General features: G+C 72.2%; 16 protein-coding genes. 8 read left to right on the top strand and 8 right to left on the bottom strand.

What is annotated here, in order from left to right; all coding sequences use genetic code 11:
* Window positions 1–3: 3 nt before the first annotated feature.
* Complete coding sequence (locus E5083_RS00210; protein ID WP_135783586.1) at window positions 4–1,251, bottom strand: hypothetical protein; 1,248 nt, start codon at window positions 1,249–1,251, stop codon at window positions 4–6.
* 169 nt (window positions 1,252–1,420) lie between these two features.
* Here E5083_RS00210 and E5083_RS00205 point away from each other — a divergent pair, with 169 nt between their 5' ends.
* Together E5083_RS00205 and E5083_RS00200 are read left to right on the top strand one after the other, a co-directional pair.
* Window positions 1,421–1,903 (top strand): hypothetical protein, encoded by a 483-nt coding sequence (locus tag E5083_RS00205; protein ID WP_135783585.1) that lies wholly within the window; start codon window positions 1,421–1,423, stop codon window positions 1,901–1,903.
* A gap of 196 nt (window positions 1,904–2,099) precedes the next feature.
* Window positions 2,100–2,399: a hypothetical protein gene (locus E5083_RS00200; RefSeq protein ID WP_135783584.1), complete on the top strand. Its 300-nt coding sequence runs from the start codon at window positions 2,100–2,102 to the stop codon at window positions 2,397–2,399.
* On the opposite strand, the gene E5083_RS00195 is transcribed toward E5083_RS00200, so the two are convergent.
* The 4 genes from E5083_RS00195 to E5083_RS31580 all read right to left on the bottom strand — a co-directional run bounded on the left by E5083_RS00195 (window position 2,396) and on the right by E5083_RS31580 (window position 5,724).
* Window positions 2,396–3,823 (bottom strand): sensor histidine kinase, encoded by a 1,428-nt coding sequence (locus tag E5083_RS00195; protein WP_135783583.1) that lies wholly within the window; start codon window positions 3,821–3,823, stop codon window positions 2,396–2,398. The genes E5083_RS00200 and E5083_RS00195 overlap by 4 nt on opposite strands.
* On the bottom strand, window positions 3,823–4,527 hold the full coding sequence (locus E5083_RS00190) for a response regulator transcription factor (RefSeq protein WP_135784364.1): 705 nt from the start codon (window positions 4,525–4,527) through the stop codon (window positions 3,823–3,825). The genes E5083_RS00195 and E5083_RS00190 overlap by 1 nt, the downstream gene beginning before the upstream one ends.
* 110 nt (window positions 4,528–4,637) lie before the next feature.
* The gene (locus tag E5083_RS00185) at window positions 4,638–5,132 is read right to left on the bottom strand and encodes a MarR family winged helix-turn-helix transcriptional regulator (RefSeq protein ID WP_135783582.1); all 495 of its coding nucleotides are present in this window, start codon (window positions 5,130–5,132) and stop codon (window positions 4,638–4,640) included.
* A gap of 22 nt (window positions 5,133–5,154) precedes the next feature.
* Window positions 5,155–5,724: a hypothetical protein gene (locus E5083_RS31580; RefSeq protein ID WP_244317340.1), complete on the bottom strand. Its 570-nt coding sequence runs from the start codon at window positions 5,722–5,724 to the stop codon at window positions 5,155–5,157.
* A gap of 111 nt (window positions 5,725–5,835) precedes the next feature.
* Between E5083_RS31580 and E5083_RS00175 the strand changes: the two genes are divergently transcribed.
* From E5083_RS00175 to E5083_RS00165, 3 genes are all read left to right on the top strand, one after another.
* Window positions 5,836–6,174, top strand: a complete 339-nt coding sequence (locus E5083_RS00175; RefSeq protein WP_135783581.1) for a YnfA family protein — start codon at window positions 5,836–5,838, stop codon at window positions 6,172–6,174.
* A 51-nt stretch (window positions 6,175–6,225) separates the two neighbouring features.
* Complete coding sequence (locus tag E5083_RS00170) at window positions 6,226–6,999, top strand: SDR family NAD(P)-dependent oxidoreductase (RefSeq protein ID WP_135783580.1); 774 nt, start codon at window positions 6,226–6,228, stop codon at window positions 6,997–6,999.
* Between the two features lie 133 nt (window positions 7,000–7,132).
* Window positions 7,133–7,945: an LAGLIDADG family homing endonuclease gene (locus E5083_RS00165; RefSeq protein WP_244317339.1), complete on the top strand. Its 813-nt coding sequence runs from the start codon at window positions 7,133–7,135 to the stop codon at window positions 7,943–7,945.
* A 3-nt stretch (window positions 7,946–7,948) separates the two neighbouring features.
* On the opposite strand, the gene E5083_RS00160 is transcribed toward E5083_RS00165, so the two are convergent.
* Window positions 7,949–9,142: an RtcB family protein gene (locus E5083_RS00160; protein ID WP_135783579.1), complete on the bottom strand. Its 1,194-nt coding sequence runs from the start codon at window positions 9,140–9,142 to the stop codon at window positions 7,949–7,951.
* A gap of 256 nt (window positions 9,143–9,398) precedes the next feature.
* Here E5083_RS00160 and E5083_RS00155 point away from each other — a divergent pair, with 256 nt between their 5' ends.
* The 3 genes from E5083_RS00155 (at window position 9,399) to E5083_RS00145 (ending at window position 12,547) form a co-directional block, all read left to right on the top strand.
* Window positions 9,399–10,217 carry a DUF3558 domain-containing protein gene (locus tag E5083_RS00155; protein ID WP_135783578.1) on the top strand — a complete coding sequence of 273 codons (819 nt, stop codon included), beginning with the start codon at window positions 9,399–9,401 and terminating at the stop codon, window positions 10,215–10,217.
* A 126-nt stretch (window positions 10,218–10,343) separates the two neighbouring features.
* Window positions 10,344–11,216, top strand: coding sequence for a DUF3558 family protein (locus E5083_RS00150; RefSeq protein WP_208753890.1), 873 nt, complete (start codon window positions 10,344–10,346; stop codon window positions 11,214–11,216).
* Window positions 11,217–11,314: 98 nt separating this feature from the next.
* Window positions 11,315–12,547, top strand: a complete 1,233-nt coding sequence (locus tag E5083_RS00145) for a DUF2637 domain-containing protein (protein WP_135783577.1) — start codon at window positions 11,315–11,317, stop codon at window positions 12,545–12,547.
* A gap of 64 nt (window positions 12,548–12,611) precedes the next feature.
* On the opposite strand, the gene lysS is transcribed toward E5083_RS00145, so the two are convergent.
* Window positions 12,612–14,354 (bottom strand): lysine--tRNA ligase, encoded by a 1,743-nt coding sequence (lysS, locus tag E5083_RS00140; protein ID WP_135783576.1) that lies wholly within the window; start codon window positions 14,352–14,354, stop codon window positions 12,612–12,614.
* Window positions 14,355–14,410: 56 nt separating this feature from the next.
* Complete coding sequence (locus E5083_RS00135; RefSeq protein WP_135783575.1) at window positions 14,411–16,087, bottom strand: IS200/IS605 family accessory protein TnpB-related protein; 1,677 nt, start codon at window positions 16,085–16,087, stop codon at window positions 14,411–14,413.
* Window positions 16,088–16,282 lie beyond the last annotated feature (195 nt).

Raw genomic sequence — 16,282 nt, 5'->3', positions numbered from 1 at the left:
AGGTCAGCCCGCCCCCACGAAGTCCACCACCGCCAACGCGAACAGCAACGCCAGCGCCAGCCCCACCACCACCCAGCCCGTCGGATGCGGCCAGAAGACGAACGCCACCACCGCCCCCGCCACCAGCAGCCAGCCGAGCAGGACGCGGTGGCGGTGGAGGAAGGGCCCCACCGGGCCGGTGTGGAGGCCGAGGCGGTCGGTCTGGGTGCGGGCCGCGCCGATGCCCGCGTGCCAGATCTGGCGGAGGGCGGAGGCGTGGCGGCCGGGGCCGCTGAGCCAGGCGGAGAGGGCGAGGATCACGCCGAGGGCGATCACCGCGCGTACCGCCGTGCGCAGGAAGCGGGTCAGGGTGTCGTAGACCGCGCCGGCGGCGGGCTGGGAGACCGAGGCGGGCAGCGCGTCCAGGTAGAAGGCACGGAAGACGGTGAGGCCGACGCCCAGCAGCAGGGCGGTGACGGCGAAGCCGAGGGCCGCCGCGACCAGGGCGCGGCGACGGCGTACGGCGAGCAGGACCCCGCCCGCGAGGAACAGCGCGGCGATCACCGGCAGCCAGACGCCCGCCAGTTGGAGCAGCCGGAACCAGGACTGGAGGTCGGCGACCTTCTCGGTGCGCAGGACCGTGAAGTCGGTATGCACGTCCGGGATCTTCGCCGCGGGCTTCAGACCCGCGTCCACCAGCCGGGACTTGACCTCCTCGATGACCGGCGCCAGATCGACCGTCACCGCGTCGCCCTCGATCCGTACCGCTCCCCCGCCGCTGCCGGTCAGCGCCTTGTCGACCGTGGTGTGGAGCTGCCGGTTGGCGTCGGTCCAGAAGCGGGCGAAGGTCTCGGAGGCGACGACCTCGCGGGACTTGTCCCGGACGAACCCGGACACCGCGTCGTCCAGCGAGCCCCCGAGCACGCCGAGGGCCTTCTCCAACAGGGGCCGGTCGGAAGGAGCGGCCTCCTTCAGCAGGCCGGCCAGGTCCAGGTACTGCATCAGCGCCCCGGTGATCCGGTCGGCGGCGGCGTCCTGCACGGCCGGGTCGTGGGCGAGGGGCGCGACGGTGGCGACGTACCGGTCGGTGTCGTCCGCCAGGTCGGCCGTCCAGGTGGCGACCAAGGCCAGGGGCGCGAGCAGGCAGCCGAGGACGATCAGCACGGCCGCGCACACAGAACGCATCCGGTGCCGGGCACGCGGCCGGGACTCCAGCGCGTCGACCCGCTCCCGCAGCCGGGCCAGGTCGTCGCCCGGCTCCCGATCCGCCATGCCGGCCCACCTCCGTCGGAATCCCCCTGGCAGCAGCACACCCCGTGCCCCGCGCGTACGCGAGCGGCGGTGGGCCGTTCAGGTGCGCCCGCCCCACGCCTGCCACACCCGGCGTGCGGACCACGGTGACCCCGCCTTCACTGGGGGCATCCGGATTCGGGAGGCTGGCATGGCTGGGTGCGGGACACGGCGGGCGGTCGGTACGGCCCTGATGGTGGCGCTCGGGATCGCGGTGACCGGCTGCTCGGACGGCAACAGCCCCTCCGGCCAGGCCAGCAAGGCCGCCTCGGCCGCCTCCTCCCTCGCCTCGCGCGCCTCCGGCACGGTGGCCTCGGCCACGGCGGAGGCCAAGCGGAAGCTGGACCAGGTCAAGGGCGGGGTGGACGCGAAGAAGGACGTTTCGGTGGGAAAGGTCACCACCGGCAAGGACAAGGTACCCACGGCCGAGGTGTCCGCGAAGAACACCACCGGCGAGCAGAAGTCCTTCACCGTGCAGGTCAACTTCCGTGACAGCAAGGGCGATCTGCAGGACACGGTGATCGTGAACGTCAATGACGTCGCGGCCGGCGCGACCGGCCGGGCCACCGCCCGCAGCCACCGCGAGCTGTCCGGCGACATACGGGCCGACGTGGGGACGGCGCTGCGGCACTGAGCCGTCGGCCATGATGGAAGGGGCCGTATACGGCCTCGCTCGCCAGTCCGGACGCCAGAGCCGTCGCCCGGAGGGGCCGGCCGTCGTTGTCCACACCAGGGGAGCAACCGCACGGCAATCACGCCCGCACCGGGGCGGGCCTACGTATCGTAGGTTCTCAACCGCCCCCAGCCACAAGCCAGTTCATCGGGGAGACATGCACCAGACACGATCCGAGACCGAACCGGCGCGGACCGCGTCGACGCCGGTCGTCGATGTGCGGGACCTGAAACCCACCCTCACCCTGCTCTTCGTCAGCCTCACCGTCGCGGCCGTCGGCGTCTACGAACTGTGCGGCTTCGGCCTGCACAGCCTCGACCAGCGCCCGCATCTGTTCAGCGACGGCCTGACCACCGGCGGGGTGATCGTCGCCGTGGTCGCGGCCGGAGCGGCGGTCGGCAACCTGGCCTGGACCCTCTCCGCGGCCCGCCGGGGCCCCGAGGACGAGCGGCCCTAGATCTCGGAAGGGACCCCTCCCCCGCCCACCGTGAACCCGATCACCGCGCCCCCGCCCTCCCTGCGGTAGGCGAACGGCGCCCCGCCGTGGGACATCGCGATCTCCCGGACGATGGACAGCCCGAGCCCCGAGCCGGGCTGGGAGCGCGCGTCCGCCGCCCGGTAGAAGCGGTCGAAGATGCGCAGCAGGTCGCCCTCGGCGATGCCCGGCCCCCGGTCCAGGACCTCCACCCGGACCGTGCCCGCCGCCGCCCCGGCCACCCGCACCTCGATGGGCTCCGTCCCCTCCCGGTCGAACTTGGCCGCGTTCTCCACCAGGTTCGACAGCGCCCGCTGGAGCAGCAGGGGACGGCCCTCCGCGTACGTGTCCCCGCTCACCGCCAGCACGATCCGCCGCCCGGTACGGCGCCCGGCCAGCCCCACCACGTCCTCCGCGACGTCCGCGAGGTCCACCCGCTGCGGCGGCTCGGAGTCGGACTGCCCGGCGGCGAGGTCCACCAGCTCGTTGACCAGGTCCGTCAGCTCCCGCGCCTCCAGCGTGAGGTCGGCCACCAGGTCCTCCCGCGTCTCCGGCGACAGCTCGTCGATCCGGCGCAGCAGCGAGATGTTCGTCCGCAGCGAGGTCAGCGGGGTGCGCAGCTCGTGGCCCGCGTCCTGCACCAGCCGCCGCTGGTCCTCCTCGGACTGGGCGAGCCGGCCCAGCATCCGGTCGAAGGCGCGGCCCAGGCGCCCCACCTCGTCCGGCCCGGTGACCGGCACCTGGATGCCCAGGCGGCGGGTGCGGGCCACGTCCTCGGCGGCGGAGGTCAGCAGCACCAGCCGCCGGGTGATCCGGCGGGCCAGCCACCAGCCGAACAGCCCCGCGCCGACCACCACGGCCGCCATCAGGATCAGCGTGCGCCGCTGGAGGGCGCGCAGCAGGTCCTCGGTGTCGCTGAACTCCTGCGCCACCTGCACCGCGCCCCGCCCCCGGCCGAGCGAGACGGTGGCGACCCGGAAGAGGTCCTCACCGACCCGTACGTCCTTGTGCTCGGCCAGTTCCCCCGCGCCGGGCGCGCCCGCCACCTCGCGGTCGCGGGCGGTGACGGGCAGGCCGGGACTGCCGTGGTCCACGACCTCGCCGCCCGGCCCGAGCACCTGTACGTCCGTACGGGCGGGCCGCACCAGGTCGTGGCCGGGCCGGGCGGAGGAGAAGTCGTCCGGGGTCATGGGATGCTGCCGCACCTCGGCCCGCACATCCCGTACGACCTGCGTGAACACCGACTGCTGGTCCACCCGGACCAGCCGCGCGGCCGAGCCGTACGACAGGATGCCGACCAGGATCGTGACGGCGGCGGTGACGGCCGCGAACGACACGGCGAACGTGGTGCGCAGCGAGCGCAGCCCGGTACGGGACCCGCCCGGCAGCCGCCAGGTGCGGCCCACTACTCCTCCCGCAGCACGTACCCCACACCGCGCACGGTGTGGATGAGCTGCGGGGCGCCGGGGGCGTCCAGCTTGCGGCGCAGATAGCCGACGTAGACGGCGAGGTTCTTGGAACCGGGGCCGAAGTCGTAGCCCCAGATGCGGTCGTAGATGGTGGCGTGGTCGAGCACGATGCCCGCGTTGCGCACCAGCAGCTCCAGCAGCTCGAACTCGGTGCGGGTCAGCTCCAGTTCGCGTTCCGCGCGCCAGGCGCGGCGGGCCTGGAGGTCCATGCGGATGCCCGCGCCCTCGATCTGCCGGTCGGAGAGCTGCGCGTCCCGCGCCGGGCCGGGCTCGCCGACGGGGGCGGGGCTCGTACGGCGCAGCAGGGCGCGCAGGCGGGCGAAGACCTCCTCGACGTCGAAGGGCTTGACCACGTAGTCGTCGGCGCCCGCGTCCAGGCCCGCGATGCGGTCGGCGGTCTCCACCAGCGCGGTGAGCATCAGGATCGGGGTGCGGTCGCCCTCGGCGCGCAGCACCCGGCAGACCTGGAGGCCGTCGATGCCGGGCATCATCACGTCCAGCAGCAGCACGTCCGGCGGGGTGCGGTGGGCCTGCGCCAGCGCCTCGACGCCGTCGGCGACCGCCGTCACCGCGTAGCCCTCCAGGGTCAGGGCCCGCTCCAGGGCGTGGCGGATGGCGCGGTCGTCCTCGGCGAGGAGCACGGTGGGGGGCGTGGGGTGGGGCACGGTCTGGGGCACGGCACCAGTCTGCCAAGGGCGGCGGCGCTCCGGCCGGGGCCCGGGGTTCCGGGGGCGCCCTTTTTACCCGGCTCTCACCCCGCGCCCTCGGCGTCCCGGCCCTCGCGCAGCCGGGCGATCCGCTCCCCGGTGAACTCCACGGTGCGCTGCATGTGCCCGATGATCACGGCGAGTTCGGTGTCGTCCAGCTCCCCGAAGATGCGCGACCAGTCCCCGGACAGCTCCTCCCACACCTGCCGGAACTCCGCGATCTTCTCCGGTACGGGGATGACCAGCACCCGGCGCCGGTCGCCCGCGTCCCGGCGCCGTACGACGTACCCGGCGCGCTCCAGCCGGTCCACCAGGCGGGTCGCGGAGCCGGTGGTGAGGCCGGTCAGCGCGGCGACATGGCCGGTGGTGACCGGCTCGGGCTCCAGGGTGAGCAGGTTCAGGCACTGCAGGTCGGTGGGGTGCAGACCGATGCGGTCGGCGACGGCCTGGTTGAACAGGGCGTACGAGGCGATGTAGCGGCGGGACACCGCGTCCAGCTCCGCGAGCAGCCGGGGCCGCGCGCTGTCGTTCCCGGCCATGCCGGCCTCCTCGCGTCGCGGGTCAGAACGAGTACTCGTCGCCGGTGGGCAGGACCAGCACCCGCAGCCGGTCGTTGCTGCGGTCGGGGTCGGTGACCCCGCCGTTCCACGCGGTCTCCACCTCCAGGGTCACCTCCGGCGCGGGCACCCGCAGCCGGACCCCCAGCCGGATCTCCTCCCCCGCCTGCCCCGCGACCAGCGCACCGGTCCCGCACACCACCGTCCGCTCCCCGCTCCGCGCACACCCCGGCGACACCGTCACCGCCCCGGCCGGCCCCACCGACCACCGCACCCGCACACTCGCCTCCGCCACGGCGGCGGGCCCGTGGTCACGGGGGGTGAGCCGGACCTCCATGCGGTCACCGTCGATCACGGCGTGACCGTGGAAGGCGAGGTCGGCGGGGGGGGTGGGGCCGGTGTGCGCCGGGGGAACGGACGCGGAGCCGACGCCGGGTGCGGCCGCCGTCCGGCCGGGGCCGGGTGCCGGGGAGGCGGAGGCGGGTCGGCCCGTCGCCTGGGCCGGGCCCCCCGCCCACAGCACCCCGCCCGCGCAGCCGACCAGCAGCAGCCATGCCCTCGTCCGTACGCGCACGCCGACCACTCCCGTTTCCGTCACCGTTCCGCCCACCCGATGTATGCCACGCGAGCCGGGGCGCAGGCGCCCTCCAACAGGTGAACGCGGGGCGCGTGCCAGGCTTCTCCCATGCTGATCGTGCGCTCCGCCGCCCTCTTCGTCGTCGCCGCCCTCTTCGAGATCGGTGGCGCGTGGCTGGTCTGGCAGGGCGTGCGCGAGCACCGGGGCTGGCTGTGGATGACCGGCGGGGTGCTGGCGCTGGGCGCGTACGGGTTCGTCGCCACCTTCCAGCCGGACGCCCACTTCGGCCGCATCCTCGCGGCGTACGGCGGCATCTTCGTCGCCGGGTCGATCCTGTGGGGCGTGGTCGCGGACGGCTACCGCCCGGACCGCTTCGACATCACCGGCGCCCTGATCTGCCTGGCCGGCATGGCCGTGATCATGTGGGCCCCGAGGAACGGCGGCTGAGGCTGACCTAGGCTGGACGCGAGTCCGCGATCTCTCTCCCAGGAGCAGCCCATGGCCAGCGCCCCCTCCGCCGCGTCCCGTATCGCCGTCGTCACGGGCGCGAGCAGCGGTATCGGCGCGGCCACCGCGCGGCGGCTCGCCGAGGCCGGGTACCGGGTGGTGCTGACCGCGCGCCGGGCGGACCGTATCGAGGCGCTGGCGAAGGAGCTGACCGAGGCGGGCCACTCGGCGACCGCGTACCCGCTGGACGTGACGGACCGGGCGGCGGTGGACGAGTTCGCCGGGGCGTTCCGCACGATCGGCGTCCTGGTCAACAACGCGGGCGGCGCGCTCGGCGCGGACCCGGTGGCCAGCGCCGACCCCGAGCACTGGCGCACGATGTACGAGACGAACGTCCTCGGCACCCTCAACCTCACCCAGGCCCTGCTGCCCAAGCTGGAGGCGAGCGGCGACGGCACGGTGGTCGTCGTCTCCTCCACCGCCGGCCTCTCCACCTACGAGGGCGGCGCGGGCTACGTCGCCGCCAAGCACGCCGAGCACGTCCTCGCCGAGACCCTCCGCCTGGAGATCGTCGGCAAGCCGGTCCGCGTCCTCGAGATCGCCCCCGGCATGGTCAAGACCGACGAATTCGCCCTCACCCGCTTCGCCGGCGACGAGGAAAAGGCCGCCAAGGTCTACGAGGGCGTGGCGTCCCCCCTCACCGCCGACGACGTGGCCGACTCCATCACCTGGGCCGTGACCCGCCCCAGCCACGTCAACATCGACCTCATGGTCCTCCGCCCCCGAGCCCAGGCATCCAACACCAAGGTCCACCGGGAACTGTGAGCCGCCTGTTCGAAGGCGACTGACCGGGTAACTCACACGAGGGAACCTCTTCGATCGCTCGCCCAACAGGCGAACTGGCGCCCTAGCCTCACGTCCAACGATCGACGTGACGCGAGGAAGTAGAGGTTCCCCTGTGGCTTTCCGCGAGCAGGACCGCCACCGGTTCATGGACCTGACGGCCCCCGAGTACGCCTACATGTTCGGCTTCCTACAGGCGGACGGGCACCTCGCGAAGGGCGCCCTGTCCGTCGAACTCGGCCTGCGCGACGCCGCGATCCTCCGCGCCTTCGTGGAACTGACCCCGTACCGGAGCCGCATCACCGAGCGCACCCGGTCCACCGACTTCGCCGCGACGCACACCTCAGTCACCTGGACCCTGTACGCCCTCGAAGCCCGGACGAAGCTCAACGCGCTCGGCCTGCCGTACGGCAGGAAATCGGGGACGATCGCTCCGCCCCGCGCCGAGTTCTCCCGGCACGACTATGTGAGGGGGCTGATCGACGGGGACGGATCGGTCGGCTTCACCGGGAAGGGGCACCCGTTCCTCAGCCTGACGACGGCCAGCACAGCCATCGCCGCATACGTGTGCGACTACGGCGCCGAGACGACGGGAGTGGAGCGCACCGTCCGGCGCAACGCGCGGGACGGCATGTACAACGTCCTCTGGACGAACGAGGCGGCCCAGCGGCTGGCCGCCGCCCTGTATTACCCGGACTGCCTGGCTCTCGACCGCAAACGGACGGCTGCCCAGTCCGTCGCCGCGTGGGCGCGGCCGGCGGGCATGCGGGCCGCGTACACCCCGCGCCGCTGGAGCCCCGACGAGGACCGCGTCCTGCTGAGCATCAACTCGCCCACGGCGGCCGCCGAAGCGCTGGGCCGGACGACGCAGAGCTGCCACCTGCGCCTCTGGCGCCTCCGCACCGGCCAAGTCCCCCTGCCGGCCTGACGGTCAGCCCTTCACGCAGACGAACTGCTTCAGCTTGGCGACGACCTCGACGAGGTCCGTCTGCTGGGCCATCACCTGGTCGATGTCCTTGTAGGCGGCCGGGATCTCGTCCAGGACACCCGCGTCCTTGCGGCACTCGACGCCCCGCGTCTGGGCCTCCAGGTCCCGCACAGTGAACCGGCGCTTCGCGGCGGACCGGCTCATCCGCCGGCCGGCGCCGTGCGAGGCCGAGTTGAAGGACTTCTCGTTGCCGAGCCCCTTCACGACGTACGAACTGGTCCCCATCGAGCCCGGAATGATCCCGAACTCACCGGAGCCGGCCCGGATCGCGCCCTTGCGGGTCACGAGCAGGTCCATACCGTCGTACCGCTCCTCCGCCACGTAGTTGTGGTGGCAGGAGATCTCCGGCTCGAAGACCGGCTTCGCCTTCTTGAACTCCTTGCGGATGACGTCCTTCAGGAGCGCCATCATCAGGGTGCGGTTGTACTTCGCGTACTCCTGCGCCCAGTAGAGGTCGTTCCGGTACGCGGCCATCTGCGGGGTGTCCGAGACGAACACCGCGAGGTCGCGGTCGACCAGACCCTGGTTGTGCGGAAGCTTCTGGGCGACGCCGATGTGGTGCTCGGCGAGTTCCTTGCCGATGTTGCGGGAGCCGGAGTGCAGCATGAGCCAGACCGCGCCCTCGGTGTCGGTGCAGCATTCGATCAGGTGGTTGCCGCTGCCCAGCGTCCCCATCTGCAGTGCCGCCCGTTCCCGGCGGAAGTGGACCGGCTGGGCGACGGTGTCGAAGCGGGACCAGAACGCGTCCCACCCCGAGGTCGGGAGGGCGTGGAAGCGGGACGGGTCGAGGGCGGTCGTGTGCATGCCCCGGCCGACCGGGATGGCCTGTTCGATGCGGGAGCGGAGGCGGGTGAGGTCGCCGGGGAGGTCGTTGGCGGTGAGGGAGGTCTTGACCGCGGACATGCCGCAGCCGATGTCGACGCCCACCGCCGCCGGACAGACCGCGTCGCGCATGGCGATGACCGAGCCGACCGTCGCACCCTTGCCGTAGTGCACGTCCGGCATCACGGCGAGCCCCTCGATCCAGGGCAGCGTGGCCACGTTCTGGAGCTGGCGCAGCGCGCCGTCCTCCACGGTGGCCGGGTCGGTCCACATCCGCACCGGGACGCGGGCGCCCGGTATCTCCACGTACGACATGACAGATCAATCCCCCAGAGTAGAAAGAAACGCCAGGCAGGTGTCATTGCTCACGGAAGTCACCCGAACCGGCAGAACGCAAAAGCGGCGCCAGGGCCGGTGAAATGGGACAGGGGACCGGCGACCACCGCGGTGCGTGCGATACACATTGTGTCCAGCAGGCGCCCCGCCGCGGCAAGCGATTAACCAGCGGGGACACTGGAGCATCGACCGGGCACCGCCGTCGGGTCGCACACCGTCCTTAAGGAGCCCGACCGTGCAGCGGAAGGCGTACATCACCGGCACCGCCGCCCTCCTCGCGGCCCTGCTGGCAGGCTGCAGCTCGGGCTCCGGCGGCGGTACGCCCACCGACGACGCCAACCCCGGTGACGCCGCCTCCGCCCCGGCCGCCGCCCAGCCCGGCCGGTACCGCACCCTGCCCGAGCCCTGCGGCGCCGTCGGCCACGACACCCTCGGCACCCTGCTCCCCGGCATCCAACAGCTCACCGACCCCGACCAGCGCGACAAGGCGTACCGGGGCGTGCCCGCGCTGACCTACGACACCGACCGCAAGGTGGGCTGCCGTTGGAAGGTGGAGTCCACCCTCGCCACCGACCGCCTCTCGGTCGACTTCGAGCGCGTGGTGTCGTACGACGGCGCGGTCAGCGACGACACCCAGGCGCAGAAGCTGTTCCAGGGCATGGCCAAGGCCGCCGACCTCTCCGTGCCCTCCCCCTCCGCGCCGGCCTCCCCGAGCACCAGCACCAGCCCGAGCGACAGCCCCTCCGGCAGCCCCTCCGCGGACGCCTCCACCGACCCGGAGGCCGGCGGCGCCGGCAGCGCCGCGCCCACCGACCTCCAGCCCCGCGTCCTGCCCGACCTCGGTGACGAGGCGTACCTGGACGACCAGCTCGGCTCGTCCGGTTCGACCGCCGAACCCCGGACGGTGACTGTGGTGTTCCGCACGTCCAACGTGGTCGTCACCCTCGACTACGAGGAGCAGCCGATGGCCGTCGGCGCGGTCCCGGACAGCAAGGAAATGCAGGACAGGGCACGCGATCTGGCCTCTCAACTGGCCGACGTGCTGGACGGCTGACGCCCCCTCGCCCGCCCCCGGCCCCCTCGCCGAAGGCGCTCGACCGGCGACCGCGAGCCGCGCGTACCGCGTACGGTGGCCCCGCAGGAACCCGCATGAACACCGAGCGTCACGAGTGAAGGAACCATGCAGCGAGCAGCCCAGCGAGACGACCGTGCCCAGCGTGGACCGCGTGCCACGCGTCTGAGCCGTGCCCTGGTGTGCGCGGCAGCCGTTCCCGCGGTACTGATCACCGCGGCCTGTTCCTCGGACTCCGGCGACGCCCCGGGCAAGGCGGGCGCCTCGGCCAAGCCGTCCGGCGGCAGCGGCTCCGAGCAGCCCTCGGCGAAGCCCTCCCCCACCGTGCAGGCGTCGGTGTTCCGCAAGCTGCCCGAGCCGTGCAAGGTGCTGCCCGAGAAGACCCTGGGCGACCTGGTCCCGGAGGCGGACACGGACGGCAAGAAGGGGTCGAGCGACGAGACCGCGAACCGCTCCTCCTGCTCCTGGACCAGCCTGGACAACAACGGCGTCAAGGGCTCCCAGTTCCGCTGGCTGAACGTCTCCCTGCTGCGCTTCGACTCCGACACCTCGCGCGGCAGCGGCAACGACCAGGCGCACGCGTACTACACGCGCCAGGTCCAGGACGCCAAGGCCGCCTCGGGCGCGAAGAACGTCAAGACGGAGGCGCTCGGCGGCACCGGCGACGAGGCGACCGCGGTGCACTACGACCTGAAGAAGAAGGAAGGCGCCTTCAAGCAGCAGACGGTGGTCGCGCGCGTGGAGAACGTCGTGATCACCCTCGACTACAACGGCGCCGGTCTCGCGGGCGACAAGACGCCGGACGCGGACGACCTCACGGCGGGCGCCAAGAAGGCGGCCAAGGAGGCCGTCACGGCGGTGGCCAGCGCCAACGGCCGTGACGGGGAAGGCAGTTCGCCCTCGGCCAGCCCCTCCAAGGGCGCCTCCAAGTCCCCCTCCCCCAAGGGCTCGGCGTCCTCCGCCGCCCCCAAGAAGGGCTGACCGACACCACGTTCGGCGCACACCTGTGCCACTCTGTTGCGCGCAACAACACGCAAGGGAGGGGAGTACGAGTGGCCGCGCCAATGCAGTTGACTCGGATGCACCGCGTTCTGATCGGCGTGGTCGTCACCGGCGCGCTGGTCATCGCCGGTATCGGCTTCGCCGGTTCGTACGCGGCCGTCCGGGAGCTGGCCCTGAAGAAGGGGTTCGGGAACTTCTCGTACGTGTTCCCGGTCGGCATCGACGCGGGCATCTGCGTCCTGCTCGCGCTCGACCTGCTGCTGACCTGGATGCGCATCCCCTTCCCGATGCTGCGTCAGACGGCCTGGCTGCTCACGGCCGCGACGATCGCCTTCAACGGCGCCGCCGCCTGGCCGGACCCGCTGGGCACCGGCATGCACGCGGTGATCCCGATCCTGTTCGTGGTCTCCGTGGAGGCGGCCCGGCACGCGGTCGGCCGGATCGCGGACATCACCGCCGACAAGCACATGGAGGGCGTCCGGCTCACCCGCTGGATGCTCTCCCCGCTGCCCACCTTCCTGCTGTGGCGGCGGATGAAGCTGTGGGAGCTGCGCTCCTACGAGCAGGTCATCAAGCTGGAGCAGGAACGTCTCGTCTACCAGGCCCGGCTGCGCTCCCGCTTCGGCCGCGCCTGGCGCCGCAAGGCCCCGGTGGAGTCCCTGATGCCACTGCGCCTGGCGCGCTACGGCGTCCCGCTCGCGGAGACCGCCCCGGCGGGCCTCGCGGCGGCGGGCATCGAACCCGTACTGCTGCCCCCGGCGCCCGAACCGGCACTCCCCCAGCCGGCCCCGGCCGCGCTCCAGGCGGCGCCCGTGCCGGCTCCGGCTCCGGTCCAGGCCCCGCCGCAGCCCTCCCCCGCCGAGCAGTCGCAGGCCGAGGACGAGAACAGCCCCTGGTTCCAGACGCCCCCGCGTGACATCGACTACCACGGCGGCTACGACCCGGCCTTCGACCCCGGCCCGGACCCCCAGTACTTCCCCGAGGAGCAGTACGGGGACTGGTACGAGGAGCAGCCCCCGGAGCAGTTCCAGCAGCCCTCCCCGGAGGAGACCGGCAGCTTCCCGATACCCGTCGGCCCGGGTCGCACCCGCGAGTTGGGCGAGGGCGGGGGGCCGGCAGAGCCGGACGAGGAGGACCTGTACCAGGTCTTCCGCCAGTCGATAGACGGCAGTTACCCGACCCCGCTGGTGCTCGGCGACAACATCCAGGCCACGTACGGCAATTCACCGGACCCTGGTCGGCTGAAGGCCCTGGTGGAGCGCTTCCAGCAGCGCCACATGGCGGAGCTGGAGGAGGACCACATCGCCTGACCCCGCTTACGCGAAGAGGGGGCGCCCGGTACGACACCGGGCGCCCCCTCCTCGTATGCGCGGCCTACTCCCCGAGCAGGGCCCGCACCCGCTCCTGACCGACCGCCAGCAGCAGCGTGGGCAGGCGCGGGCCGGTGTCCCGGCCGACGAGCAGGTGGTACAGCAGGGCGAAGAACGTCCGCTGGGCCGTCTTGATCTCCGGCGGCAGTTCCTTGGGCGTGGCGTCGGCGGAGAAGCCGGCGCGGACCTTCGGGACGCCGTAGACGAGGTGGGTCAGGCCGTCCAGGGACCAGTTGTCCGCGAGCCCGTCGGCCAGCAGGCGCAGCGACTGGCGGGCCTCGTCGTCCAGCGACTTCAGCAGCTCGGCGTCCGGCTCCTCGCGCACGACGGTGCGCTGGTCGGCGGGGACGTAGGTGTTGATCCACGCCTCGGCCTTGTCGTACCGGGGGCGGGCGTCGGCGAGGTCGGTGATCGGGTTGGCCGGGTCCAGCTCGGACAGGATGCGCAGCGCCTGGTCCTGGTGGCCGGCGGTGATGTCCGCGACCGAGGCCAGGGTGCGGTACGGCAGCGGGTGCGCGGTCTTCGGCAGCTCACCGGCGGCGGTGCCGACCGCGCGGGTGTACGCGGCGACGTCACCGGGGAGCGCGGAGCCCTCGGCGACCTTGCCGGCGAGCTTGTCCCACTCGTCGTAGAGCCGCTGGATCTCCTGGTCGAAGGCGATCTTGAAGGACTGGTTGGGGCGGCGGCGGGCGTACAGCCAGCGCAGGAGCTGCGGCTCCATGATCTTCAGCGCGTCGGCCGGGGTGGGCACACCGCCGCGCGAGGACGACATCTTGGCCATGCCGGAGATGCCGACGAAGGCGTACATCGGGCCGATGGGCTGCTCGCCGTCGAAGATCCCGACGATCTGGCCGCCGACCTGGAAGGAGGAGCCCGGCGAGGAGTGGTCGACGCCGGAGGGCTCGAAGATGACGCCCTCGTAGGCCCAGCGCATCGGCCAGTCGACCTTCCAGACCAGCTTGCCCCGGTTGAACTCGCTCAGCCGGACCGTCTCGCCGAACCCGCAGGCGGTGCAGGTGTAGGCCAGCTCGGTGGTGTCGTCGTCGTAGGAAGTGACGGTGGTGAGGTCCTTGCCGCACTCGCCGCAGTACGGCTTGTACGGGAAGTAGCCCGCCGAACCGGAGCTGCCGTCGTCCTCGGCGGCCGCGCCGGAACCCTCCTCGGCCTCCAGCTCGGCCTCGTCGACCGCCTTCTGCTGCGGCTTCTTCCCCGGCGCCTTCTTGGTGCGGTACTGGGCGAGGATCGCGTCGATGTCACCGCGGTGCTTCATCGCGTGCAGGATCTGCTCGCGGTAGACGCCCGAGGTGTACTGCGCGGTCTGGCTGATCCCGTCGAACTCCACCCCCAGCTCGGCGAGCGCCTCGGTCATCGCGGCCTTGAAGTGCTCGGCCCAGTTCGGGTACGCGGAACCTTCCGGCGCCGGGACCGAGGTCAGCGGCTTGCCGATGTGCTCGGCCCAGGACTCGTCCACGCCCGCGATCCCGGCCGGGACCTTGCGGTAGCGGTCGTAGTCGTCCCAGGAGATCAGGTGCCTGACCTGGTGCCCGCGCCGCCGGATCTCGTCGGCGACCAGGTGCGGGGTCATGACCTCGCGCAGGTTGCCCAGGTGGATCGGGCCGGACGGGGAGAGCCCGGAGGCGACGACGACCGGTTTGCCCGGAGCCCGACGCTCCGACTCCTGGATGACGTCATCCGCGAAACGGGAGACCCAGTCGGTGGTCTCGGGGCTCTGGGCCACGGTCGGCACGTCCTTCGGTTCGGAGTGTTGTAAGTCCGGCGGTCGCTCGTGCGCTCGGACTCCTCTCATAATCCCAGACACCCCGGCACGCGAAAAAACGGCTTTACCGTCCCGTTGGAACCGAGCGCCATCGAATCCCGCTGCCGGAATCCGGGCTCGGCCGGGCGCCCCGAACGGTGATGAGCACCCTGGTCGCCCGCTTTCGCTCCGCTTCCGGCGCCTGCGGATCGTGTCCGCGGTCCGGGAAGGCGGGGGCGGGTCTCCTCACGCCCTCGGGTGCCCGGGCCGACCTGGACACTCCGATGCCCGCGACGATCACTCCGGTCGTCGCGGGGCGGTGCCGCCCGTCGTCGGATCGCGAACCCGAGGGCGCGCCTGCCGATCGCGATGCTCGCGGCATCGTGTCGGGTAGGTCTGCCGCGTTTGCCGGTGAGGGGCTTCCGCCAGTGCTGCGCGCCCCACCGAGACGTGTACGCGGGGTCGACGGCGATCACGGCGATGCCCTTTTCGGCCGCCATGGCGGCCAGTCGGGAGCGCACCTGCGCCACCGGCATGCCCGAGATCAATGCACGGAATCGCGTCCGCCCACCGTGTTTCTCCCGCGTCTTCTCCGCGGTGAAGTCCAGATCTTCGATCGCGATGGCCACGTCATGGCGCTTCGCCCAGTGGAGCAGGCGGGTGAGAGCGTGCCGGAGCTGGGCGTCACGATGCTCCGCGGGGCCGGTGAGGTCGTAGCCGAAGCGGAACGGCCGGCCCACCGGGTTGCCGTGGGCGTCGAGACGCCAGGCGGCGAAGTGGTCGGCATTGGTGTCCACCCCGACCAGGCCGTCCGCTCGTACAGCGGCCAGGGGGGCGGTCCCTACGGACGGAAGTTTCCAGGAAGCGGTGAGGTACCAACGGCCGCGGTCCACGTCCTCGTGGACGCGGTAGGCAACCGCCCGGTTCACGCTCACGCGCTCGCGCCACTGCCCGCCCCGGTGAGGAAACGTCACCCGTCCGGCCAGGACGTACCGGCCGTGCGGAGCGTTGGCCAGGTGGGCGAGCGGGGCGGGAAGCCTGATGCTCACCTCACCGTCCGGGGTGACGCGGATCGTCTCGTTCCCGAACCGCTTGCCCGTCTCTCCGTCGGCTTGCAAGAACCTCCGACCGGCCTCCCACCGCTCGCGCCACCGCTGCTCGGTGAGCTCCGCCGCGGCAAGGTGCTGCCGGGAGTTCAACAGACGCCTCCCGCCTCGCACCACATGCACGACACCGGCCCGCCAGTCGGCGCGGGCCGACCGAAGCCGGTCTTCGAGCACGCGCAGCCGCCGGGACTTGGCGAACCACTCCCGCCGGGATCGGTAACCTCCTGCCGCCCGCTTGTCCCCGGCCGCCCGCAAGGGCAGCGCCAACCGCCGGGCGACCCTACGTACCTCCGCCTCCAGCGCCCGCACATGAGCGAGCTGACCTCGCCGGGCGAGTGCCCACTGATCGTTCGTGGCCTTGGTGATCGCTCCGGCCCACCGTGAAGACGACTCCACGGTCAGGACACGTTTGCGCTCCGCCCACGCATCGCCGTCGAACGCAAGCCCAGCCATGCAGCGGACTTTCAGGTCACGGGAGGCGAGCGCCCCGAGATGGTCACCGACCTGCCGCAACACCTGCTCGTCCTGGCTGCTCAGCCCCTTGAGCCGGTCCCGGATGGTGACACCGGTCGGCGCGGGGACCACGTACGGCGCCCCCACCTCTCGCAGCCGTCCCACGGCGCCCCTCCCAGTTCTCCGCACCCCGTCGTCATCTCCAACGACGACCACCCGGAAAGGTCACCCGTTCGACATACGAACTTTTTCGCGCCCTACCCGAGATGTCCGGAACGCCTGGCGCACAAATAACCCGACAGGGCCTGACACCCCCCATGGGATACTGGCCGGGACCATCCATTCCCACGAGGAGAACGG

Origin of the sequence: Streptomyces bauhiniae (assembly GCF_004784475.1) — a bacterium.
Lineage (GTDB): Bacteria > Actinomycetota > Actinomycetes > Streptomycetales > Streptomycetaceae > Streptomyces > Streptomyces seoulensis.
The sequence above is the reverse complement of the archived record's forward strand: the minus strand, read 5'-3'. Positions and strand labels throughout refer to the sequence as shown.